Below are 21,026 nucleotides of genomic sequence, written 5' to 3' on the forward strand. Positions count from 1 at the left end.
TCAGGCTGCGGTGGTTGCTGGTTGGAGGCGGAGGGTGCGGCGGTGGTGGGTGAGGCTGTCTGTGGTGAAGACGGCGAGGGCCAGCCAGACGAGGGTGAAGCCGGCCCAGCGTACGGGGGACATGTGTTCGTGGAAGACGAGCGTGCCCAGGAGGAACTGGATGACCGGGGTCAGGTAGTTCAGCAGGCCCAGGGTTGTCATCGAGATGCGCGTGGCGGCGGCGCCGAACAAAAGGAGAGGGATTGCGGTCAGCGGGCCAGTGAGGAGTACCAATACGAAGTACCCAGGGCCGTGATTGGTGACGGTCGCGTTGCCGTGCAGGCCGAGGACCGCGATGGCGACGAGCGCGACCGGTGCGACGGTGGCTGATTCGATCGCCATGCCTTCGATCGCGCCGGCGTTGGCCTTCTTCTTGGCCAGGCCGTAGAAGCCGAAGGAGAAGGTCAGGAGCAGTGCCACCCACGGCGGGCGGCCGTTTTCGATGGTCATGCCGGCCACGGCGACGAAGGCGATCGCGACCGCCACCCACTGGACGGGGCGGAGACGTTCCTTCAGGAGGAGTACGCCGAGCAGGACCGTGAACAGCGGCGTGATGAAGTAGCCGAGCGACGCCTCGATGATCCGGTCGTTGTTGACGCTCCAGATGTACCCGCCCCAGTTGACCGTGATCAGTACGGCCCCGGCGATCAGCGGCCAGCGGCTGCGTCGGTCGGCGAGCAGGGTGCGGACCTGGCCGAAGCGACGGCGTACCAGCACCAACCCGGCGATCGTGACGAGCGACCAGAGGATGCGGTGGGCGAGGAGTTCGACCGCGCCGGACGAGCTGATCAGCTTCCAGTAGAGCGGGACGAGTCCCCAGAACAGATAGCAGCCGAGACCGAAAAGGAACCCTCTGCGCTGTTCTGGCACGCCTGCGAGTCTAGGTGAGTCGTCATTGGTGTCAACGTACTTTGCTCATGACGTGAGACGGGCTTTGCGGATGAGGTTGGATAGAGGGAGAAAGAGGAGGTACGGCGTGGGTGTGCGGACCGGTCTGGTCTCGGTGACGTTCCGGAAGTTGGCGGTCGACGAGGTCGTCGAGGTGGCCAAGAAGGCGGGGCTGGCGGCGATCGAGTGGGGTGGTGACATCCACGTCCCGCTCGGCGACCTGGCCGCCGCGCGCAAGGCCCGCGAGCTGTGCGAGGCGAACGGCCTGGCCATCGCGGCGTACGGGTCGTACCTGCGGGCCGGCAGCGTCGACCGCGAGGAGATCCGTACCGCGGTCAACACCGCCGCCGAGCTCGGCGCGCCCCGGATCCGGGTGTGGGCCGGAACAGTCGGTACTGCGGAAGCCGGCGTCGGCGACCGGATGGCGGTCACCCGGGGCCTGGCCGAGCTGGCCGACGTCGCGGCCGGCGCGGGAATCGAGATCGCGATGGAGTTCCACCGCGGCACCCTGACGGACGAGGTCGATTCCACCATCACGCTGCTACTCGATGTGGGTGCGCCGAACCTCACGACGTACTGGCAACCCCCGGTCGACCTGAGCGACGCCGAATGCCTGGAACAACTCGAATCCCTGATGCCCTGGCTCAGCACCGTCCACGTCTTCTCCTGGTGGCCCTCCAACAACCGCCTCCCCCTCGCCGGCCGAGAATCCCTCTGGCGCCCGGTCCTGGACCGCTTGTCCACCGAACCCCGAGAAATCAACGCCCTCCTCGAGTTCGTAGCCGACGACTCACTGGACCAGTTCTCCACCGACGCAGCCCAACTCCACAACTGGGTCTGATCACTCGGGCACGTAGACAGCGAGGTAAAGCTTTCCGTGCCTCGGTCGACCCTCAGTAAGGGCGAAGGTGGCAGTAGTCGCGGCCCGCTCACGCTGGTTGACAAGAACTGTCGAGAACCTGCCGCCCGATGGCTCCAACGTGACCTCGGGTCCCAGTCCGGTGAGTGTCGCGGATAGATCCATATCAGCACCTAGGGTGCTGCTTCCGTAGGCCAGCAGAAAGGGCTGCCCAGCCGGGAGAGGCACGGACACCTGATGGGTGTGCGCTGCGTCAACCTGTTCGAGGTGGGTGAGCGCGTAGGTCGATCCTGCGAATTCGCGGGTCGCAGGTAGCGAGATCTTGTTTCCGAGCACGTCGGAGATGAGATGACGTGGCTGAAGGAGATAAGCGCCGACGCCCAGGCGTGCCTTCGGCAGGTCGACCGGCCGGCCGTCGACATCAATGAGAGTGACCTCGACTTCGATGGTTTTGCCGGGTGTGCCGTGATCCGGCAGTTCGATATCGCCGTGCGCGCCGGCATCTGTCGCCTGGCCGTCGCAAACCGCGCTTCCCCGCGTTCCGGCGCTGGTCCGCAGCTTCATCAAGTACTGAACGCCCGGCCGTCCGGCGGGGACCGCGCAATACATGCGGAGACCGAGCTGAGCAGTGCTGGCCGTGGCGAAGCTGAGCTTCAGGGTTGTCTGACCCAGCTCGCCGACCGTCGCCGCGGCAAGGGTGTCGCCGGCGACCTTGGCCCGGTACCGGACCCCATCCTTGACGTAGTCGGCGGGTCCGCCGGGGAACGAGGGCTCGGTGGCGCCTTCACCGACGGTCGGCGTCGTGTAGATGCCGAGTGCGACTTGAGCCGACTCGTACTCGAATTCTCCTGTCGCGGTTTGCCGAACCTGGAAGGTGATGTGCGCCGCAGTGCCGATCGGGGTACTCGGCCAATGGATGTCGTCGGGTGGCAATGAGATCGCCTGTACCGGGGTGTGGCCGGTGTCGTTGCACGGCCGTTCGAGCAGCACCCGGTCGTTGAGCGTCACTGTCAAAGTCTTCGGCTTGCCGGTCGTCGGGCGGCAATACATCCGGAAGGTCACGCTGTCGGACGTCGGAGTCCAGGTGCTCGTGAGGAAGTTCTTGCCGACGGCCGCCGTCGTCAGGCGATCGGCGCCGACCGTACCGGGGATGGTGATGCCGTCGCGGGTGTAGTCGGCGGGCGGTTCCGCGGGGGGTGGGGTCGAGGTGTTGATGGCGTTGGGGAGGACGACGGCGATCAGCGCGATGGCGACCGCGGCGGTGGTGATGACGGTGGCGGCGCGGCGGCGGAGCAGGGTGGTTCGGCGACGGCGGATGGCCGGCAGCGGGAGGGCACTGGTGGGATCGACTTCGCCGGCCTGGTCGGTCAGGTGGGCGCGGAGGTCTTCGAGGTTCATGCGCGCCGCTCCTTCGCGGGGGTGTGGTCGACGAGGCTTGGGTCGATGCGGAGTTTGGCCAGGGCTCGGCTGGATTGGCTTTTGACGGTGCCGATCGAGCAGTTGAGGAGGCGGGCGGTTTCGGCTTCGGTGAGGTCTTCGTAGAAGCGGAGGACTATGACTGCTCGCATGCGTTTGGGGAGCCGTCTCAGGGCCTCGGTGAGGTCGGTGCGGTCCTCGACCTCGGTGCGGGCGTTGGGGGTGGGGGTGTGCGGGAGGTCGTCGGTGGGGTACTCCGAGTTCCAGCGGCGGCGCCACCAGGCTGTGTAGGTGTTGAGCATGGTGCGGCGGACGTACGGCATCGGGTTGTCGCGGGCGATGCGCTTCCAGACCAGCCAGCATTTGGCGAGGGTGGTTTGGACCAGGTCTTCGGCTGAGGCCCGGTTCTGGGTGAGCAGGTACGCAGTACGCAGCAGGGCCGCGTACTGCGTACTGGCGAACTCCTCGAAGTCCGTGGAGCCGCTCATCCCAGCCCTGGTCGTGTGCACACCTGAGATGAGCGGATGAGCGGCCCCGATGGTTGCATCCGGATCAGTCGGCGGGCAGGTAGAGGGCGAGGATGAGATGGCCGGGGCCCTTGCCCATGCCGGTGGCGGTGAGGGTTGCCGAGCCGGCTGCGCGGGCCGGCTCGCCCGCGGTGCCGTAGCCGCCGGCGCCGCTGTGAGCCGGTGAGTCGGATAGGCCGGTGACCTCGATCATGGATTTCTCGTCGACCTTGCCGGTGCTGCCGTAGGAGACCAGGAACGGGGTGTCGGCCGGGGTCTTGATCGTGAGGCGGTTGGCGCCGGGGAACGGGACCTTCTTCAGTTCGGTGAGGCGGTAGTTGCGTCCGTCGTACTCGCGGACCTCGTCGAAGCCCATGCCGTCGACGGTCTGCTGCTTGCCCTTGGAGTAGATGCCCAGGCCGATCCAGTCGTTCTCCCGGGTGACCGGCTTGCCGTTCTTGTCCTCCAGCCGGACGGTCACCTTGACCTGCTCTCCGGCCGCGGGCGGCTTGGCGCCGGTGGTGGAGCTGCTGCCGGTACCGGCGTCGAGCGAGCCTCCGGAACAACTCATCGAGGTGGCCGGCTCGCCGTTGAAGCTAATGGCCAGTTGGTACTGCGGGAACTGGCCGCTGCCGGTCACCATCGCTGTGCAGAGCGGGCTGAAGCTGAGCTGGCTGCCGGTCGCGGTGACGGTGAGGTCGAACTGGTTCTTGCCACGGTCGGCGACCAGCGCGCCGAGCAACGTGTCTCCGCCCACCTTGGCGCGGTAGCGGACGCCGTCCTTGACGTAGTCGGCATCGGAGGTCGGCGGAGTCCGTCCGGGTGGGCCTTCCGGCGGCATGGCCGCGCTGTGATAGATGCCTAGGGCAATTTGTGTGCTGCGGTCCTCGATCGGCCGGCCGGTCTCGTCAGTGAGCTGGACGACGACCCGGGCGGCTTTGCCGGGCGTTGTCGCCATCCAGAGGATGTCGTTGGCCTGGATGTTGACCCCCGCGCCGGGCTGGTCCGATTCGCTGTTCGGGAAGCACTCGCTGTTACCCACGACGTAGTCGTTGACGGTGACCTGCACGTGCTGGATCTCGTTCTTGCCTGACTGGCAGATCCCTTCGAACCTGAGGTCCTGGCGCTCCTGCGGTGTCCAGCTGAAGTCGAGCTTGTTCTCGCCGAGCTCGCCGACCCAGCCCTTCAGCAACTTGTCCTGGCCCTCGACAGCCGAGATGGACATGCCGTTCTCGATGTAGTCGCGGGGGGTGGGAGTTTCGGCCGGTTGGGGAGTTGTGGTGGTCAGGCCTGGGAGTAGGCCGGTGGCGGCGGCTGCGATGAGGGCTACGCCGGCTACTGCGCCGGCGGCTCCGGCGGTGCGGCGGCGCTTGGTTTGGGTGATCTTGCGGTGGACGCCGGAGAGGAGGTCGGGGGTTTCGTCGGTGGTTTCGGCGCGGGCGTTGAGTTCGGCGCGCAGGTCGGTGAGCTTCATCGCGTGGCCTCCCGGTCGGCGGTGATGTCGGTGGTCAGCAGCGCGGGATCCAGGCGCAGTTTGGCGAATGCCTTGCTGGTCTGGCTTTTGACCGTGCCGGGGCTGCAGCCGAGGACCCGGGCGGTCTCTGCCTCGGACAGGTCCTCGTAGTAGCGCAGTACGACGACAGCGCGTTGCCGGCGGGGCAGGCGCTGCAAGGCTCGCCACACGTCGGTACGTTCCTCGGAGCTCGTCTGTACCGCGTGCTCCGGCATCTCGTCTGTTGGCTGCTCGCCGTTCCAGCGGCGGCGCCACCAGGAGGCGTAGGTGTTGACCATCACCTTGCGGACGTACGGCTCCGGGTCACCGCCCTCGATCCGGGACCAGGCGAACCAGGCCTTGGCCAGGGCCGTCTGGACCAGGTCTTCGGCCAGCGCGTGGTCCTGGGTCAGTAGGTAGGCGGTCCGCAGGAGTCTGCGAGACCGAGCGAGTACGAACGCGTCGAACCCTTCAGCAGCCGTCACCGGTCGCCCCGTTCCCCGTGCACGCAGTGTGAGCGTGCTGTCGTCAATGGTCACATCATGGAGGACCCGCGAGCCCGGTCGATCGGTTGCCCGCCATCCACCGTTCGTCGAAAAGTTTCCATTGAGCCCTGGTCAAGCGGTGGTTGTTGCCGGGACAGTGGCGGGGTCAGGCGCGTTTCGCCCCAAATGCGTTCGGAGGTATCACCGCATGAGCAGGTACTTCAGTAGTCGCGTGATCAGAATTCTGTCCGTCCTCGGTTTGTTCGCCGCCCTGCTGTTCGGCACGGTCGCGACCCAGGCGGTGACTCCGACCAAGGCGTACGCCGACGGTTGCTACACCTGGGGCCGCACGCTCAGCGAGGGTGCCAGCGGCGAAGACGTGCGGCAGTTGCAGATCCGGGTAGCCGGCTACCCGGCATACGGCGGGCACATCGCCGCGGACGGTGCCTTCGGTCCGGCGACCAAGGCGGCAGTCCAGCGGTTCCAGTCCGCCTATGGGCTGGGCGCCGACGGGATCGCCGGTTCCGCGACCTTCAGCAAGATCTACGCGCTGCAGGATGACGACTGCACCCCGATCCACTTCACCTACGCCGAGCTCGACGACGGCTGCGGTGGCAGCGGCTGGGACGGCGGGCCGCTGTCGGCGGCTGCGACCAAGGCGAACGCTCTGCAGACGATGTGGCAGCTCGAGGCCATGCGGCACGCGCTCGGCGATCAGCCCTTGACCGTCACCAGTGGCTTCCGCAGCATCCCCTGCAACAACTCAGTCGGCGGTGCGAGCAACAGCCAGCATCTGTACGGTCGCTCGGCCGACCTGGTCGGTGTCCACTCCCTGTGCACGCTGGCCAAGCAGGCCCGGTACCACGGGTTCGGCGGCATCTTCGGTCCCGGCTACCCGGGCCACGACGACCACACCCACGTCGACATCCGCACCAGCAACTCCTGGTCCGCGCCGAACTGCGGGATCTGATCCCACACCGGAGCCGGCGCGGAAACCATCCGCGCCGGCGCGGTCAGACTGCTCCGACCAGCTGGCCGAGCGTGCGGGTCAGACTGCTCGGACCAGCTGGTTGAGCGTGATGCCGGCCGCTCGGTCGAGGTGCTCCGCGCTGAGGCCGGCCGCGCGGGCGCCAACAACGTCCTTCTCGAGGTTGTCCCCGATCATCAGCGTCTCGGCCGGGTCGACGCCGAGTGCTTCGCAGGTCAGCAGGTAGGACTCCGACGCCGGCTTGCCGAAGCCGAGCCCCTCCGAGGTCGAGACGACGTCGATGTGGCCGGCCAGGCCGATCGCGGCCAGCTTCGCGTTCTGCTGGTGGATCGTGCCGTTGGTCAGTACGCCGATCCGCCAGCCATTGCTCTTGGCAACTTCCAGTGCCGGGAGGGCATCAGGGAAGGCCGTCCAGTACTGCGGGTAGCGGTCCAGGAACCCGGAGAAGAGCTCGTCCAGCTCGGCGTCGCCGGACGGTACCGGATGGCCGACCGCCGGGAGGAAGTCGCGCAGGCGGCCCCGGCGCTGGTCCTGATGGCTCAGCTCGCCCGCCAGCCAGAGCTCGAAGTTGCGATGCTCGGCCACGAACCACTGCGCCACGTGCTCGTCGGTCAGGGCACCGCCGCCGAGAACAGGCACCCAGGCGCGCAAGGTCGCGACGACGGACGAGTAGTGGTCGAAGAGCGTGTCGTCGAGGTCGAAGATGACGGCCTTCACGCAGGCACCACCGACGTCCGGTTGAGTTCACGGTGGTTCGCGTAGCCCGACAAGGCGAGGGTGAGGTCCAGCTCGGCCAGCAAGCAGCGCAGTACGTGCTCGACCCCGGCCTGGCCGGCGAGCGCGAGACCGTACAGGAACGGGCGGCCGAGGAGGATCGCCTTGGCACCCAGCGCGAGAGCCTTCGCGGCGTCGGCACCCGTCCTGACTCCAGAGTCGAACAACACGGTCACCTGTTCACCGACGGCGTCCGCGATCGCTGGGAGCGCGTCGAGGGCCGCGATCGCGCCGTCGACCTGGCGGCCACCGTGGTTCGACACGATCAGGCCGTCGACGCCGTGCTCGGCGGCGAGCTTGGCGTCGTCAACGGAGGTGATGCCCTTGAGCACGATCGGGCCGGCCCAGTTGTCGCGCAGGAAGGACAGCTCGTCCCAGCCCAGGCCGACGTTCGGGAACATCTGCGCCCAGTGCATCACCGCGGCCGTCGGGTCCTCAGCGATCGGCTTGGCGAGCTTCGCCTGGAAAGCAGGGTCGCTGAAGTAGTTGGCCAGCCCCTCGCCCTTCAGGAACGGCAGGAACCCGCGGTCGAGGTCGGCGGGCCGCCAGCCGATCGTGCCGGTGTCGAGGGTGACCACCAGGACTGAGTACCCGTTGTCCTTTGCGCGCTGGAGGAAGCTGAGGCAGACCTCTTTGTCGGTCGGCCAGTACAGCTGGTACCACTTGCTGTCCGCCTCGATCTGCTCGAATGAGTGACTGGCCTGGGTGGAATGCGTGTACGTCAACCCGAGCGCACTGGCTGCTCGCGCGGTCGCCAGCTCGCCGTCGGGATGCGCCAACGTCTGTACGCCGACGGGCGCGATCACTACGGGCGCGGGCATCTTGGTGCCGAGGATCGTGCAGGACAGATCTCGCTCGGTACTGCCGCGCAGCATCCGTGGGACGAGCCGCCACCGGTCGAACGCGGCCAGGTTGGCGCGAGCGGTCGAACCGCTGCCCGCACTCGGGACGATGTAGCCCATCGCCTCGACGGACAGACTGCCGGCAGCCTGGGACTCCAACCGGGACAGGTCGGTGGTGATCTCGGGCAGGGTGTTCTGGAACATTCCCTGCACGTAGATGCTCAGCTGGTGATCGCCGTAGTTGGCCATGCCGGATGCTTTCATGTCTGCTTGCTCCGCCTCAACGCCCCGAGTCCCACCAGGGTGAGCAAGCACGACAGCCAGGCGAACCAGTCGCCCAACTTCGTATAGACAGTGCCGTCGATTCCAGGGTGAACCTCGCCCAGGAGGGTGACGTCGGCGTCGGACGGCGCCGCAATCTGGCTGGTGACGCGGCCGTACGGGTCGCTGAGGGTGAGCAGGCCCTTGCTGCCGTTGCGGGCGATCGGAATGCCGTTCTCGATCCCGCGCAGCAGAGCATGCCGGCTGTGCAGCCAGCCGTCGCTGCCGAAGTCGAGCGCCGGGACGAGGAGGAGATCGGCCTTCTGCTGCCCGTACTGCCGGGCCAGCGCCGGGAAGTCCAGGTCCTTGCAGATCGTCACGCCCCAGCTGCCCATCATCGCGAGGTGGTCGCCCGGCTCGAAGGGTTCGATGCCTGGGATCAAGTGGTGCTTGTCGTACGAGAGGGGAGCGCCGCCGGCCGGGTGGAAGACGAGGGCGCGGTTGTAGTCGTTGCCGTGGTCGCCGAAGACGGTGAAACCGGCGACGAGCTCGATCTTGTTGTCCGTGGCGATCTTCTGCAGTCTGTGGTCCAGCTCCGGCAGCGCGCTCGCGTCCACATCGATGAACTTCTCGGGGAGTACCACGACCTGGGCGCCCTTGGCCGCGGCAGCCTCGATCTGCTTGGTGTAGCTGGTGAGGATCGCCGGGCCGTTGACGCCGGACCAACTGGTGTCGTCGATGCCGTTGCCGGCCGACACGATGCCTATCTCGAGGGCCTTGCCGGTCGGGTCGCCGGACAGTCGCCAGGCGCCGTACGAGAAGGTGCCGACGGCAACCAAGGTGAGGGCCGTCGCGAGCTGCAGGGCATTTCGCCGTGGGGCATGTGCGATCGCGGCGATGATGGCAGCGGGGGTGAGGAGCAAGAAGCTCAGGCCCCAAACCCCTGTCAGGGAAGCGATCTGGGCGATCGGGTGAACGTCTGCCTGAGTGTAGGCCAGGCTGGTGAAGGCGCCGTGTGGTGAGACGAGGGCGATCAGGTAGTCGGCGGCGGCCCAGCTTGCGGGTGCTGCGAGCGCTGCGATCGCGTAGCGGCCCTTGAGGATGAGGGCGCGGAAGAGTAGGACGGTCAGGGTGAAGACGCCGGCCAGCAGGACGAGGAAGGCCATCGCGGCCGGTGGGAGTTCGAGGTCGTTGAGCAGGTAGCTCCAGAGGTTGGCCAGGCCGAGGGACCAGCCGATGAAGGCGGTCAAGGCGGTCAGCTTCTTGGTCAGGTGCGGCGCGACGAGCAGGACTGGCAGGGGCGCCAGCCAGGTGAGGGCGGGGATGGTGTGGAGGCCGCTTCCGAAGTACAGGAGGAGGCCGGTGAGGAGGGCGGCCGCGGCGGCGTACAGGCGGCGGCTAGTGGCGGAGTCCATCGATCATCCTTTCGCCCAGGCTCAGGCACAGCGCGCGGAAGTCGGCTTCGGGCATGCCGATCCGGTCGCCGTGGTAGAGCTGGATCAGGCCGTGCAGGAAGGCGGCGATCATCAGGCTGGACTCCCAGATGTCGTCGTCGCGGAAGAGTTGCTGCGTGATGCCGTCGGCGATCGCATCGGCCAGCAGGGTGAAGGTGGGCGAGCGGCGGGCCTGGAAGTCCGCGGGGAACTGCCGTGCCTGGTCGCGCCGCTGGGTGAACATGTAGTCGTAGAGCCGCGGCTGGGCGAGCGCGAAGTCCACGTGGTCGACGAGCATCTCGCGCAGCCGCTGGTCGGCGGCGACGCTGCGCGGCTCGGCCTCCCAGCGCCGGACCAGCTCGCCGAACGCAGCGTCGGCGACCTCGTGCAGGAGCGCGTCGCGGTCGGGGAAGTACTGGTAGATCGCCATCGGGGTGATGCCGACCGCGGCGGCCACCTTGCGCATGCTGACGCCGTCGGCGCCCTTCTCCGTCAGCAAGTAGCTCGCTGCGGCCGTGATGCGGTCCTTGGTGCTCACCGTGGTCATGGAAATCAGTTAAACGCAAATACCTATACGGCGTATAGGGGAATTACCCTGACTCGTCCCTGGTTCGGGTGACGGCATGGGGGATGCGACAATCAGGTGTGACAAGTTCGGTGACTCCTGACAGTTCGCTGACCTCGCGGCATGTCGGGCTGGCGCTGCTGGCGCTGGCCACCGGTGGTTTCGCGATCGGGACCACCGAGTTCGTGACGATGGGGCTGCTGCCGCAGATCGCCGACGGAGTGCACATCTCGATCCCGACGGCGGGGCACGTCGTCTCGGCATACGCGATCGGCGTGGTCGTCGGGGCGCCGGTGATCGCGGCCCTCGGTGCCCGTACCGGACGTAAACGGTTGCTGCTCGGGCTGATGGCGGTCTTTGTCCTCGGCAACATTCTCTCGGCCGTTGCGAACAGTTACGAACTGCTGATGGCAGCGCGGTTCCTGACCGGGTTGCCGCACGGCGCGTTCTTCGGGATCGGCGCGGTGGTCGGGGCCTCGATGGTGCCGGTCAACCGGCGCGCGTGGGCGGTCTCGATGATGATGGTCGGGCTGCCGGTGGCGAACATCGTCGGTGTGCCGGTGACCACGTTGCTGGGGCAGAAGTTCGGCTGGCAACTGCCGTTCGTTGCCGTGGGCATCCTTGGTCTGCTGACCCTGATCGCGGTCTGGTTCTGGATCGGGCCGCAGCCGGTCGGCAACGACGTCAACGTCCGCAGTGAGCTGAGCGCGCTGGCCAAACCGCAGGTGTGGATGGCGCTGCTGGTCGGCATGGTCGGCTTCGGCGGGATGTTCGCGACGTACTCCTACATCACCCCGACGATGACGGATCTGGCCGGTTTCAGCGAGGCGGCGGTGACGATCGTGCTGGCGGTGTACGGCATCGGCATGACCGGCGGCACCCTGGTCGGCGGCCGGCTGGCGGACCGGGCCTTGATGCCCAGCCTGTACGGCGGGTTGGTGGCCGTCACTGTCGTGCTGACGACGTTCGGCTGGCTCGCGCAGAGCAAGCCGGGCGCGTTGGTCGGGGTCTTCTCGCTCGGCTTCAGCGCGAGCATCCTCATCCCGGCGCTGCAGACGCGGTTGATGGATGTGGCTCATGAGGGGCAGTCGCTGGCCGCGTCGCTCAATCACTCGACGCTCAATGTCGCCAATGCCCTCGGCGCCTGGCTTGGGAGCGTCGTCCTGTCGGCCGGTTACGGGTACGAGTGGCCGAGTCGCGTCGGCGCGGTGCTCGCTGTTGCCGGGCTGGTTCTGGCTCTGGCGTCGGGGCGGATGGACCGTCGTCGGGGTTAGTACGGGGTGTTGCCTGAGCCGGATCCTTTGCCGGGTTGGTTGAATCTAGGTATGGCGACAATGGTGTTGAGCGGGCCGGATCTGGTGCGCCGGCGTGGGCTGCGGCAGATGCGGATGGTGGCGCTGTCACTGCTCGTACTGGCGGCCGTGATCTACGTGCTGACGCTGCACCGCGAGGGCGGCTGGGGGTATGTCAACGCGGCCTCCGAGGCGGCGATGGTGGGCGCGCTGGCGGACTGGTTCGCGGTCACCGCGCTGTTCCGGCATCCGCTCGGGCTGCCGATCCCGCATACCGCGATCGTGCCGACGCGCAAGGACAGCCTGGCCGAGAGCCTGGAGCAGTTCGTCACCGAGAACTTCCTGTCCGAGGAGGTCGTCGCGGAGAAGATGCGGACGGCCGAGGTGAGCCGGCGGGCCGGCGAGTGGCTGGCCGCCGGCAATCACGCCGAGCGGATCGTCGAGGAGGGCGTCCGGACGATCGGCGCCGCACTGCCGAAGCTCGGCGACGACGACGTCACCGCTTTCGTCCGGGGCTCCTTGCTGCCGCGCTTCGCCGAGGAGCCGTTGAGCCCGATCGCCGGGCACTTCCTCGGCTCGGTGGTGGACGACGGGGCGCATCATGCGCTGTTCGACCTGCTGATGGTCGAGGCGTACGACTGGCTGGCCGAGAACCGGGAGCTGCTGACCGATGTGGTCGGGCCCCGGGCGCCGCGCTGGTCGCCGCGCTGGGTCGACTCGATCGTGATCGACCGGATCCACCGCGAGGCACTGAGCTGGCTGGCGGCGGTACGGGACGATCAGCAGCACCCGGCCCGCAAGGCGATCGACCGCCTGCTGCTCCAGCTCGCCGACGACCTGCAGCACGACCCCGAGATGATGGACCGCTTCGAGGCGTTCAAGCGCCGGATGCTCAGTCACCCCGACATGGGCAACAGCCTGACCGCCGTCTGGGACGCCGTCCGTACCGCCCTGATCGACGCCATCGGCGACCCCGAAGGCCCGCTCCGCCTCCGCGCCACCCAGACCATCAAGGACCTGGGCAAACGCCTGCAGACCGACTCGACCCTGATCACCAAGATCGACACCCGGGCAGCCGAGGCAGTCGGCTACGTGGTCCGTACCTACGGCACCGAGATCGTCTCCATCATCTCCGACACCATCGAACGCTGGGACGGCCACGAAGCAGCCGCCCGGATCGAACTCCACGTAGGCCGAGACCTCCAGTTCATCCGAATCAACGGCACCGTCGTAGGAGCCCTGGTAGGCCTGACCATCCACACCCTCAGCCAGCTGCTCTAGGCGGTGTCAAAAGCTGCAACAGAGGCCTCGACACGCCGGGCGAAGTGCATCAGACGGTAATCTTTGCCGGCTGGACCTGGGTGGGCTCAGCCGGGGGGAACGGATGAGGTGGCTGTGATGGACGTCGAGCCAATGGTCGACAAGACGGGCAAGAGCAAGCGGGGGCGGATCGCCTGGATCGCCGGCGCCACCGCTGCGGTGCTGGTGGTCGCCGGCGGGACGTACGGCGTGGTCGGGCGGGACGAGAAGCCGAAGGCGACTGCCGAGGCTTCCGTGACGCCGTCGGCGAGTGAGACGGTGTCGGCCGAGTTGGTTGCCGAGCGGAAGCTGCTGGCGGGGATCGACGCCACGCTCAAGGGCCGGGCGGCGGCGCTCATGGCGGGCAAGCTGCCGGCGTACCTGGCCTTCACGGATGCGAAGAACGCCAAGCTGGTGCAGAGCGACCGGCAACTGTTCGAGAACCTGCGCAAGATCGGGGTGCGGCAGGTCGGGTACATCCTGGCGCCGACGTTCTCGCCGGAGCCGCGGCCGAAATTCGGGCCGACCGCGCGGGCGGTGCAGATCAGGATGCTGGTGCAGATCAAGGGGATCGACTCGGCGCCGTGGGTCACCCAGATCGGCTATACGTTCGCCCAGCACGCGGGCCACTGGGTGGTGGTCGACAACGACGACGTCGAGGCGGCGGATCGCGGCGACAGCCGTCAGCCCTGGGAGCTCGGCCCGATCGAGGTCGCCCGCGGGCGCGGCGTACTGGTCGTCTCGTCTCCGGGGGAAGGGAAGAACGGCCGGCGCCTGGTCGAGGAGGCCGAGGCCGCGATCCCTGCGGTCCAGGCGGCGACGAAGCGCGCCCAGGCCGGCATCCTGGTCGTCGCGATGGCTGCTCCCCGATCCTGGAACACGAACCTGATCACCGGCGGGCATCCAGCCGGCGCCGTGGCCATCCCCGAGCAGTCCCCGACGAACGCCGATGCGAGCGAGGCCAAGGTCATCGGCAGCCGGGTGGTGATCAACCCCAGCGAGCGGAAGACGGCGGACCGGTTCCTGCTCGCCCACGAGTTCACCCATGCGGCGATGGCGCCGCTCGGGTACGGGGCGCCAATCTGGCTGGTGGAGGGGTACGCGCAGTACGTCCAGATGCATCTGCTGGAGCGGAGCAACTACAGCGACTGGGTCGGCAAGCAGCGGCGCGAGCTGCGGCAGAAGCCGATCAAGTCACTCGTCGTACTCCCCATCGACGGCGTCTTCCACGGGGACTACGACGAGGACAGCTACGGCGTCGCCTGGCTGATCGTCGAGTACATCGTGAACAAATACGGCCTGTCCACCCTCAACACCCTGTACGCCGCGACCGCGGGCCAGCCCGACGACCCCGCCCTGCGCGAAGCCGCCATCCGCAAACACCTGAAGGTCACCGAACCGGCCCTGGTCGCCGCAGTCAAGAAGTACACCGGCCCCTCCTGAACCGCGACGGCCAACTTGTCGTTCCTAGTCGACGGTCCAGTCGCCGTAGCCGGGGTAGCACATGTGCAACCATCGGTTCATGGATGCTTTCCAACTGCGTGATCTACGGCAGTACGACGAGATCGCCAACGTACTGGGCGTCCAATCCGACGCTGACTGGGCAGAGGACCGGGACTTGGTCGACCATCAGTTGCGGGACCCCTGGGAACCCAGCTGAGTGGTCCTCGACAGCCATGTCTTGATCGGTGACCTCGCGGAACCGGCCGTCAACCTCGGAGCCGATCTCTCGACCTGCTGATCGCGGCCACCGCCGCGACCCACGAAGCGGCCCTCTACACCTGCAATCCCAAGGACTTCCACGGACTCGACGACTATCTGCAGGTCATCGCCGTCTGACTGGGAAGTCCACGCCCCCGCGTCGTTGGAGGCGCGTGGGCGTGTTGTGATGCCTAGTCGACGGTCCAGGTGTCGGAGCCGGTGATGAGGGACTGGAGGTCTGGGTTGGGTTGGGAAGTGTCCTTGGAAGTTTGGACTTGCTGGCGGACCAGGTCGTCGTAGGCGGGGCGGGCTACTGAGCGGAAGATGCCGATGGGGGCCCGGTGGAGGACGCCGGCATCGGTGAGGCGGGACAGGGCGAAGGCGTAGGCGGGGTCTTCGGTGTGGGCGTCGTGGATGACCAGGTCGGATTCGCCACCGGGGAGGTCGGCTACCTCGCGGACTGCCAGGGAGGCGAAGCCGTCGCGGACGACGCCCAGATGGCCGTCGGTGCCGAAGCGGATGGGTTCGCCGTGGACGAGCGGGATGATCGCGTCGTCGCGGGTTTCGGGGTTCTTGAAGGCGTCGAAGGCGTTGTCGTTGAAGATCGGGCAGTTCTGGTAGATCTCGACGAACGCCGTGCCACGGTGCTCGGCCGCTGCCCGGAGTACCGACGTGAGGTGCTTGCGGTCCGAGTCGACCGTGCGGGCCACGAACGTCGCCTCCGCGCCCAACGCCAGGGAGACCGGGTTGAACGGGTTGTCCACCGAGCCCATCGGCGTCGACTTGGTGACCTTGCCCGGCTCGGAGGTCGGTGAGTACTGGCCCTTGGTGAGCCCGTAGATCCGGTTGTTGAAGAGCAGGATCTTCATGTTCACATTGCGCCGGAGCGTGTGGATCAGGTGGTTGCCGCCGATCGACAGCGCGTCGCCGTCACCGGTCACCACCCAGACGCTCAGGTCGGGCCGCGCCACCGCGAGCCCGGTCGCGATCGCCGGCGCGCGGCCGTGGATCGAGTGCATGCCGTAGGTCGACAGGTAGTACGGGAAGCGGGACGAGCAGCCGATGCCGGACACCATCGCGACGTTCTCGCGCTTGATCCCGAGCTCGGGCAGGAAGCCCTGAAAAGCAGCTAGTACCGCGTAGTCGCCGCACCCCGGGCACCAGCGGACTTCCTGGTCCGACACGTACTCCTTGCGGTTCTGCGGCTCGGTGGCGGCCGGTACTCCGGCCAGCCCGCCCGGCAGACTCGGTAGGCCGAGATCGACGGTGCTCATCGTGCTCCCTCCGGGTGGTGGATGCCGTTCGGCTGGACGTTCAGCGCCTCGCCATGGGTCAGGCTGGCGGCCGCGACGCCGAGGTGCCGCGCGTCGTCGTCGATGCCTTCGGTCTCCTCGACCAGGTTGCCGATCACCTCGGCCAGCTCGGCGGCGCCCAGCGGCATGCCACGGACCTGCGCGTACGAGACGACGTCGACCAGGTACTTCGCGCGCAGCAGCATCGCGAGCTGGCCGAGGTTCATCTCCGGCACCAGCACCTTCTCGTACCGCGCGAGCACCTCGCCCAGGTTGGCCGGGAACGGGTTGAGGTGGCGCAGATGCGCCTGCGCGATCTTGCCGCCGACCTTGCGGACCCGGCGGACGCCGGCGCCGATCGGCCCGTACGTGCTGCCCCAGCCAAGTACCAGGACCTTGGCCGTACCGTCCGGGTCGTCCACCTCGAGCGGCGGCACCGTGATGCCGTCGATCTTGGCCTGCCGGGTGCGGATCATCAGGTCGTGGTTCGCCGGGTCGTAGGAGATGTTGCCGGTCTTGTCCTCCTTCTCCAACCCGCCGATCCGGTGGTCCAGGCCGGCAGTACCGGGGATCGCCCAGGCGCGCGCCAGCGTCTCCGGGTCGCGCAGGTAGGGCAGGTAGACCGGCTCGCCCTTGTCGTTGGTCGCGTTCGGCCCGGTGGTGAAGTTCGGGTCGATTGTCGGCAGGTCCTCGATCTGCGGGACCTGCCAGGGCTCGGAGCCGTTGGCCAGGTAGCCGTCGGACAGCACGATCACCGGGGTGCGGTAGGTGACCGCGATCCGGGTCGCCTCGACGGCGATCGAGAAGCAGTCCGCGGGGGACTGGGCCGCGACCACCGGCAGCGGCGCCTCGCCGTTGCGGCCGAACATCACCTGCAGCAGGTCGGCCTGCTCGGTCTTGGTCGGCATACCTGTCGAGGGGCCGGCGCGCTGGATGTCGCAGACCACCAGCGGCAGCTCGAGCATCACGCCGAGGCCGATCGTCTCCGACTTGAGGCTGATCCCCGGGCCGGATGAGGTGGTCACGCCGAGCGCGCCGCCGAACGACGCGCCCAGCGCCGCGCCGACGCCGGCGATCTCGTCCTCGGCCTGGATCGTGGTCACATCGAACCGCTTCAGCTTCGACAGCTCATGCAGTACGTCGGAAGCCGGCGTGATCGGGTAGGCGCCGAGCACCAGCGGCAGCCCTGCCCGCTGGGCGCCCGCCACCAGGCCGTACGCCAGCGCGAGGTTGCCGGAGATGTTGCGGTACGTGCCGGTCGCCATCCGGGCCGGCTTCACTTCGTACCGGACCGAGAACTCCTCCGCCGTCTCGCCGAAGTTGTAGCCGGCCCGGAACGCGGCGATGTTGGCGTCGCGGATGTCGGGCTTGCCTGCGAACTTGGCCTGCAGGAACTCGATCGTCGACTCGACGGGCCGCTGGAACAGCCAGGAGACCAGGCCCAGCGCGTACATGTTCTTGGCCCGGGAAGCGTCCTTGCGGCTCAGCCCGAACTCCTTGACCGATTCCACCGTCATCCCGGTCAGGTTCAGCCCGACCACGTGGTACGCCTCGAGCTCACCCGATTCGAGCGGGTTCTGCTCGTACCCGATCCGCTTCAGGTTCCGCGCGGTGAAGTCGGCGGTGTCGATGATCAGGGTGGCGCCGCGCGGTACCTCGGGCAGGTTCGCCTTGAGGGCCGCCGGGTTCATCGCGATCAGCACGTCCGGCGCGTCACCCGGCGTCAGGATGTCGTGGTCGGCGAAGTGCAACTGGAACGACGAGACGCCCGGCAGGGTCCCGGCTGGTGCCCGGATCTCGGCCGGGAAGTTGGGCAGCGTCGACAGGTCGTTGCCGAACGATGCCGTCTCTGCGGTGAATCGGTCTCCGGTGAGCTGCATCCCATCGCCGGAGTCACCGGCGAAACGGATCACCACGCGGTCGAGCTGCTTGACCTCGATGGTCACGTGTCAGTCATCTCCAAGTCGAAGCTTGGGCCGGCCACTTCTCTTGTGAAGAAGAGGACGATCCCCCCAGTGGGCGATACCTCAATCTTAGTTCGCCCCTTGTACGGAACCATGTCCGAGACCGGAAGGTCCACAGCCTGGGATCAGCCGATACCGAGTTGCGCGCCCAGCCTTTCGGTGCGGCCGGCCCAACCTTTCAGTGTGACGCAGGGCAATCGTTCGCTTGCCATCCGCAGCCAGGTCGGGAAGAGTGTCTTCATCAAGCTGTGATCTACCCCGGGACCCACCCGGGCTCGAGGGAGTTCCACCATGGGCGTTCGTCCCATCCTTGCTCTGTTGGCCGTTCTGACCCTGCCGCTGAGTGGCTGCGCCGCTTCCGCGGTGCCGGCCGAGAGCGCGATGGCGGTCCAGGACGCGCACGAGGTGCCGTCCGTGGCCGCGACCACGCCGGTGCGGACCGTGAAGATCACCAGTATCAAGACCACCGACGCGACCAAGGGCGTGCTGACGGTGGTCGGGCAGATCACCCCCGCGCCGGTCGCCAGGTCGCGGGTCTCGCTGCAGCGCTGGTCGGGCGCACGCAAGTGGGAGGAGATCGGCTACGGCGTGACAGCGGGGACGAGCATCACGATCCCGCGGAAGCTGCCCGGGTCGATCAGGACGTACCGGCTCTCGATCGGTGCCCAGGCGCCGTACGCCGCTGCCGTCTCGCCGACGGTCAGGTTCTCGCACTACGTGTATCGCGGGATCTTCAAGAAGCCGCTGCTCGCCGCGGGCGGCAAGGGGCACCCGCAGTTCAACGTAGTACCGGTGAGCGAAGGGCCGCGACGCGCCGAGGCGGAGGTGCTGGCGGACAAGGCCGGCGTCGTCTGGGGTGAGGTCGACACCACCGGGTGCCGCTGGGTGCGGACGTGGCTGGGCAACATCACCGACGGCACGATCCGCGCGTCGCTGCTGAACGGCAACAAGCTGGTCGGCACCGTCGACATGAAGCAGGAGAGCGAGACCTGGCTGAACCGGGACATCCTCGGCGTCAACCGGCTCCGTCTGCAGATCGCCGACGTGAAATCCGGCTACGGCCCGATCGTCGCCATCGACGCGCTGCTGCTCTGTACGAACTAAGCTGACGCCCATGATCGGGCTCGTGTCGCAGACCTATGGCGTGGTCGGCGCGATCGTCGTCCTCGGCCTGCTCGGCCTCCTCGGCGCCTTCGCGCTGAACAAGGCGCTGACGATCACCTACTCGACCCCCGACAAACTCAAGACGTACGAGTCCGGCGTCGACCCGGTCGGCGAAGGCTGGGCCCAGGTCCACATCCGCTACTACCTGTTCGCCTACCTCTACGTCATCTTCGCGGTCGACGCCGTCTACCTCTTCCCCTGGGCCACCGTCTTCGCCACCGTAGGCGTAGCCAGCCTGATCGAAATGTTCATCTTCCTTGCCTTCGTAGCAGTAGGCCTCCTCTACGCCTACCGCAAGGGCATCCTTTCGTGGACCTGAGCGGGCTCCCGGAACACTTCGAGAAGTACCTCGGCGAGATCGAATGCGGCTGGACCACCGACCCGGACGGCCGGCCGATGCCGTTCAGCGTCGCTCGCTACCCGGAAGGTTCAGGCTCGGGCTCGTGCGCCTTCAGCACGATCGGTCTCAGCAAGCACGAACTGCACTGGCCCAACGGCCGGACCGTTCGGCAGGAGTTGCTGATGCTCGTCACCGACGAGCATCGCGACGGGTCGATCCCGGCGGTGCTCCAGCAAGTCGGCACGATGCTGATGGCCGAGCATCACGCAGTACGACTCGGCGATCTCTTCGGTCCGAACGGGCCGGTGGTCGCAGGGTCCGCGTTGGAGGCGTTCTGGGTCCACCAGCCGGTGTATCAGCCTGATGACTTCGCCGTCTTCAAGGACACCATCGTCATCGCCTGGCTGATCCCCATCTCGCCTGCGGAAGCCGATTTCGTCCGGCGGCGAGGCTCGGATGCCTTCCAGGAACTGCTGATCGAGCAGGACCCCAACCTGATGGATCTGTTCCGGGATTCAGTCGTCTGAGCCGGCGAGGGCTTGGGTGATGGACCAGTCCTGGCAGCCGATGCCTACTGATTTGAAGATGGTGCGGCCGGTGGGGGTGGGGTTGGTGGTCAGGGCTGTGCCGAGTTCCAGTAGCGCGGTTGGGGTGAGGGCGCCTGCTGCGAGCGCGTCGATGATTTCGCCGGATTCGTCCAGCGCTGCTTCTCGTTGGTCGACCATGACGAGGTCGGCGGTGGCGAGGAGGTTGCGGGGGAGTTCTCGCATGGTGGGGCGGAAGGCGCCGATGGCGTTGATGTGGACGCGGTCGGGGAGGGCGTCGGCGTCGAAGAGTGGGGTGCTGGACGAGGTGGCGCAGCAGATGATGTCGGGAGTGGCGATCGCGTCGTCGATCGAGGTGGTGGGGGTGAAGGTGACGGTGGGGAATTCGGCGGCGAGGGCTTCGGCCAAGGCGGTGGCTCGGCCTAGGTTGCGGCCGGTGATGGTGGCCGTGGCGATTCGGCGTACGGCGAGGACGGCTCGGACCTGATCGGCTGCTTGGGCGCCGGTGCCGATCAGGGTCAGGCGGGTCGCGTCGGGAGCGGCGAGCAAGTCTGTGGCGACGCCGACGACGGCGCCGGTGCGCAGGGTCGTGATCGAGGTGCCGTCGGCGACCAGTTGCTCGCCGCGGCCGGTCCAGATGACGGTCGCGCGGATCGCCGGTACCTGGCTGAGGTCGATGCCGATCGTCTTCACCACGGCGGTGCCGGTCGGGGAGTGGTACGCCGACATCACCAGCACCGCGCCGTCGCCGAAGATCTGTCGGGCGGGCAGGACGAAGTTCCCGGCCGCCAGCTCGACGAAGCCTTCGCGGACCGCGTCGATCGCGGCCGGCATCGAGACGGTACGGCGTACGTCATCCGCGGTGAGGACCTTCATGAGCT

21 protein-coding genes are annotated in these 21,026 nt (G+C 67.5%); 9 read left to right on the forward strand and 12 right to left on the reverse strand.

Annotated elements, in window-relative coordinates; all coding sequences use genetic code 11:
- Positions 1–909 (reverse strand): EamA family transporter RarD, encoded by a 909-nt coding sequence (gene rarD / locus ACIA12_RS26980; RefSeq protein ID WP_396369861.1) that lies wholly within the window; start codon positions 907–909, stop codon positions 1–3.
- Positions 910–1,015: 106 nt separating this feature from the next.
- On the opposite strand from rarD, the gene ACIA12_RS26985 reads away from it, so the two are divergent.
- Complete coding sequence (locus tag ACIA12_RS26985) at positions 1,016–1,768, forward strand: sugar phosphate isomerase/epimerase family protein (protein ID WP_396369862.1); 753 nt, start codon at positions 1,016–1,018, stop codon at positions 1,766–1,768.
- On the opposite strand, the gene ACIA12_RS26990 is transcribed toward ACIA12_RS26985, so the two are convergent.
- The 4 genes from ACIA12_RS26990 to ACIA12_RS27005 form a co-directional block, all read right to left on the reverse strand.
- On the reverse strand, positions 1,769–3,184 hold the full coding sequence (locus tag ACIA12_RS26990; protein ID WP_396369863.1) for a hypothetical protein: 1,416 nt from the start codon (positions 3,182–3,184) through the stop codon (positions 1,769–1,771). It abuts the gene before it with no gap.
- Complete coding sequence (locus ACIA12_RS26995) at positions 3,181–3,690, reverse strand: SigE family RNA polymerase sigma factor (RefSeq protein WP_396369864.1); 510 nt, start codon at positions 3,688–3,690, stop codon at positions 3,181–3,183. Before ACIA12_RS26995 ends, ACIA12_RS26990 begins: the two co-directional genes overlap by 4 nt.
- A 64-nt stretch (positions 3,691–3,754) precedes the next feature.
- A complete protein-coding gene (locus ACIA12_RS27000) occupies positions 3,755–5,182 on the reverse strand; it encodes a hypothetical protein (protein ID WP_396369865.1) in 1,428 nt (475 codons plus the stop codon).
- Positions 5,179–5,685 carry a SigE family RNA polymerase sigma factor gene (locus ACIA12_RS27005; protein WP_396369866.1) on the reverse strand — a complete coding sequence of 169 codons (507 nt, stop codon included), beginning with the start codon at positions 5,683–5,685 and terminating at the stop codon, positions 5,179–5,181. The genes ACIA12_RS27000 and ACIA12_RS27005 overlap by 4 nt, the downstream gene beginning before the upstream one ends.
- 232 nt (positions 5,686–5,917) lie before the next feature.
- On the opposite strand from ACIA12_RS27005, the gene ACIA12_RS27010 reads away from it, so the two are divergent.
- Positions 5,918–6,655 (forward strand): D-Ala-D-Ala carboxypeptidase family metallohydrolase, encoded by a 738-nt coding sequence (locus tag ACIA12_RS27010; protein WP_396369867.1) that lies wholly within the window; start codon positions 5,918–5,920, stop codon positions 6,653–6,655.
- A 78-nt stretch (positions 6,656–6,733) separates the two neighbouring features.
- Here ACIA12_RS27010 and ACIA12_RS27015 read toward each other — a convergent pair whose 3' ends face one another.
- The 4 genes from ACIA12_RS27015 to ACIA12_RS27030 are packed head-to-tail and all read right to left on the reverse strand — an operon-like array spanning position 6,734 to position 10,530.
- Positions 6,734–7,390, reverse strand: a complete 657-nt coding sequence (locus ACIA12_RS27015) for an HAD family hydrolase (protein WP_396369868.1) — start codon at positions 7,388–7,390, stop codon at positions 6,734–6,736.
- Entirely contained in the window at positions 7,387–8,553 is a 1,167-nt protein-coding gene (locus ACIA12_RS27020) for an alpha-hydroxy-acid oxidizing protein (RefSeq protein ID WP_396369869.1), read from the reverse strand. Before ACIA12_RS27020 ends, ACIA12_RS27015 begins: the two co-directional genes overlap by 4 nt.
- Positions 8,550–9,965 (reverse strand): nitrilase-related carbon-nitrogen hydrolase, encoded by a 1,416-nt coding sequence (locus tag ACIA12_RS27025; RefSeq protein ID WP_396369870.1) that lies wholly within the window; start codon positions 9,963–9,965, stop codon positions 8,550–8,552. The genes ACIA12_RS27020 and ACIA12_RS27025 overlap by 4 nt, the downstream gene beginning before the upstream one ends.
- Positions 9,949–10,530 carry a TetR/AcrR family transcriptional regulator gene (locus tag ACIA12_RS27030; protein WP_396369871.1) on the reverse strand — a complete coding sequence of 194 codons (582 nt, stop codon included), beginning with the start codon at positions 10,528–10,530 and terminating at the stop codon, positions 9,949–9,951. The genes ACIA12_RS27025 and ACIA12_RS27030 overlap by 17 nt, the downstream gene beginning before the upstream one ends.
- Before the next feature lie 110 nt (positions 10,531–10,640).
- On the opposite strand from ACIA12_RS27030, the gene ACIA12_RS27035 reads away from it, so the two are divergent.
- From ACIA12_RS27035 to ACIA12_RS27050, 4 genes are all read left to right on the forward strand, one after another.
- Entirely contained in the window at positions 10,641–11,822 is a 1,182-nt protein-coding gene (locus tag ACIA12_RS27035) for an MFS transporter (RefSeq protein ID WP_396369872.1), read from the forward strand.
- Between the two features lie 51 nt (positions 11,823–11,873).
- Complete coding sequence (locus ACIA12_RS27040) at positions 11,874–13,121, forward strand: DUF445 domain-containing protein (RefSeq protein ID WP_396369873.1); 1,248 nt, start codon at positions 11,874–11,876, stop codon at positions 13,119–13,121.
- A gap of 117 nt (positions 13,122–13,238) precedes the next feature.
- Positions 13,239–14,582: a hypothetical protein gene (locus ACIA12_RS27045; protein ID WP_396369874.1), complete on the forward strand. Its 1,344-nt coding sequence runs from the start codon at positions 13,239–13,241 to the stop codon at positions 14,580–14,582.
- Between the two features lie 79 nt (positions 14,583–14,661).
- A complete protein-coding gene (locus tag ACIA12_RS27050) occupies positions 14,662–14,799 on the forward strand; it encodes a hypothetical protein (RefSeq protein ID WP_396369875.1) in 138 nt (45 codons plus the stop codon).
- A 232-nt stretch (positions 14,800–15,031) separates the two neighbouring features.
- Here ACIA12_RS27050 and ACIA12_RS27055 read toward each other — a convergent pair whose 3' ends face one another.
- Positions 15,032–16,114, reverse strand: coding sequence for a 2-oxoacid:ferredoxin oxidoreductase subunit beta (locus ACIA12_RS27055; RefSeq protein ID WP_396369876.1), 1,083 nt, complete (start codon positions 16,112–16,114; stop codon positions 15,032–15,034).
- A complete protein-coding gene (locus ACIA12_RS27060) occupies positions 16,111–18,078 on the reverse strand; it encodes a 2-oxoacid:acceptor oxidoreductase subunit alpha (protein WP_396369877.1) in 1,968 nt (655 codons plus the stop codon). The genes ACIA12_RS27055 and ACIA12_RS27060 overlap by 4 nt, the downstream gene beginning before the upstream one ends.
- Positions 18,079–18,387: 309 nt before the next feature.
- Here ACIA12_RS27060 and ACIA12_RS27065 point away from each other — a divergent pair, with 309 nt between their 5' ends.
- Genes ACIA12_RS27065 through ACIA12_RS27075 form a run of 3 tightly spaced genes read left to right on the forward strand, consistent with a single transcriptional unit; the run spans position 18,388 to position 20,127 of the window.
- The gene (locus tag ACIA12_RS27065; RefSeq protein WP_396369878.1) at positions 18,388–19,200 is read left to right on the forward strand and encodes a hypothetical protein; all 813 of its coding nucleotides are present in this window, start codon (positions 18,388–18,390) and stop codon (positions 19,198–19,200) included.
- Between the two features lie 10 nt (positions 19,201–19,210).
- Positions 19,211–19,579 carry an NADH-quinone oxidoreductase subunit A gene (locus ACIA12_RS27070; protein WP_396369879.1) on the forward strand — a complete coding sequence of 123 codons (369 nt, stop codon included), beginning with the start codon at positions 19,211–19,213 and terminating at the stop codon, positions 19,577–19,579.
- Positions 19,570–20,127 (forward strand): suppressor of fused domain protein, encoded by a 558-nt coding sequence (locus ACIA12_RS27075; protein ID WP_396369880.1) that lies wholly within the window; start codon positions 19,570–19,572, stop codon positions 20,125–20,127. The genes ACIA12_RS27070 and ACIA12_RS27075 overlap by 10 nt, the downstream gene beginning before the upstream one ends.
- On the opposite strand, the gene ACIA12_RS27080 is transcribed toward ACIA12_RS27075, so the two are convergent.
- Positions 20,116–21,021: an ornithine cyclodeaminase family protein gene (locus ACIA12_RS27080; protein WP_396369881.1), complete on the reverse strand. Its 906-nt coding sequence runs from the start codon at positions 21,019–21,021 to the stop codon at positions 20,116–20,118. The two genes, ACIA12_RS27075 and ACIA12_RS27080, sit on opposite strands and share 12 nt — an antisense overlap.
- Positions 21,022–21,026: the final 5 nt, after the last annotated feature.

This window comes from Kribbella sp. NPDC051620, from assembly GCF_044453825.1.
In the GTDB taxonomy this organism is placed as follows: Bacteria; Actinomycetota; Actinomycetes; order Propionibacteriales; family Kribbellaceae; genus Kribbella.

What these genes read in the sequence shown, in the direction of transcription:
- ACIA12_RS26990 (WP_396369863.1), bottom strand. Translation starts at nt 3,184, where the DNA reads ATGAACCTCGAAGACCTCCGCGCCCACCTGACCGACCAGGCCGGCGAA.
- ACIA12_RS27020 (WP_396369869.1), bottom strand. Translation starts at nt 8,553, where the DNA reads ATGAAAGCATCCGGCATGGCCAACTACGGCGATCACCAGCTGAGCATC.
- ACIA12_RS27070 (WP_396369879.1), top strand. Translation starts at nt 19,211, where the DNA reads ATGATCGGGCTCGTGTCGCAGACCTATGGCGTGGTCGGCGCGATCGTC.
- ACIA12_RS26995 (WP_396369864.1), bottom strand. Translation starts at nt 3,690, where the DNA reads ATGAGCGGCTCCACGGACTTCGAGGAGTTCGCCAGTACGCAGTACGCG.
- ACIA12_RS27055 (WP_396369876.1), bottom strand. Translation starts at nt 16,114, where the DNA reads ATGAGCACCGTCGATCTCGGCCTACCGAGTCTGCCGGGCGGGCTGGCC.
- ACIA12_RS27080 (WP_396369881.1), bottom strand. Translation starts at nt 21,021, where the DNA reads ATGAAGGTCCTCACCGCGGATGACGTACGCCGTACCGTCTCGATGCCG.
- ACIA12_RS27030 (WP_396369871.1), bottom strand. Translation starts at nt 10,530, where the DNA reads ATGACCACGGTGAGCACCAAGGACCGCATCACGGCCGCAGCGAGCTAC.
- ACIA12_RS27050 (WP_396369875.1), top strand. Translation starts at nt 14,662, where the DNA reads ATGGATGCTTTCCAACTGCGTGATCTACGGCAGTACGACGAGATCGCC.
- ACIA12_RS27040 (WP_396369873.1), top strand. Translation starts at nt 11,874, where the DNA reads ATGGCGACAATGGTGTTGAGCGGGCCGGATCTGGTGCGCCGGCGTGGG.
- ACIA12_RS27025 (WP_396369870.1), bottom strand. Translation starts at nt 9,965, where the DNA reads ATGGACTCCGCCACTAGCCGCCGCCTGTACGCCGCCGCGGCCGCCCTC.
- ACIA12_RS27045 (WP_396369874.1), top strand. Translation starts at nt 13,239, where the DNA reads ATGGACGTCGAGCCAATGGTCGACAAGACGGGCAAGAGCAAGCGGGGG.
- ACIA12_RS27000 (WP_396369865.1), bottom strand. Translation starts at nt 5,182, where the DNA reads ATGAAGCTCACCGACCTGCGCGCCGAACTCAACGCCCGCGCCGAAACC.
- ACIA12_RS27065 (WP_396369878.1), top strand. Translation starts at nt 18,388, where the DNA reads ATGGGCGTTCGTCCCATCCTTGCTCTGTTGGCCGTTCTGACCCTGCCG.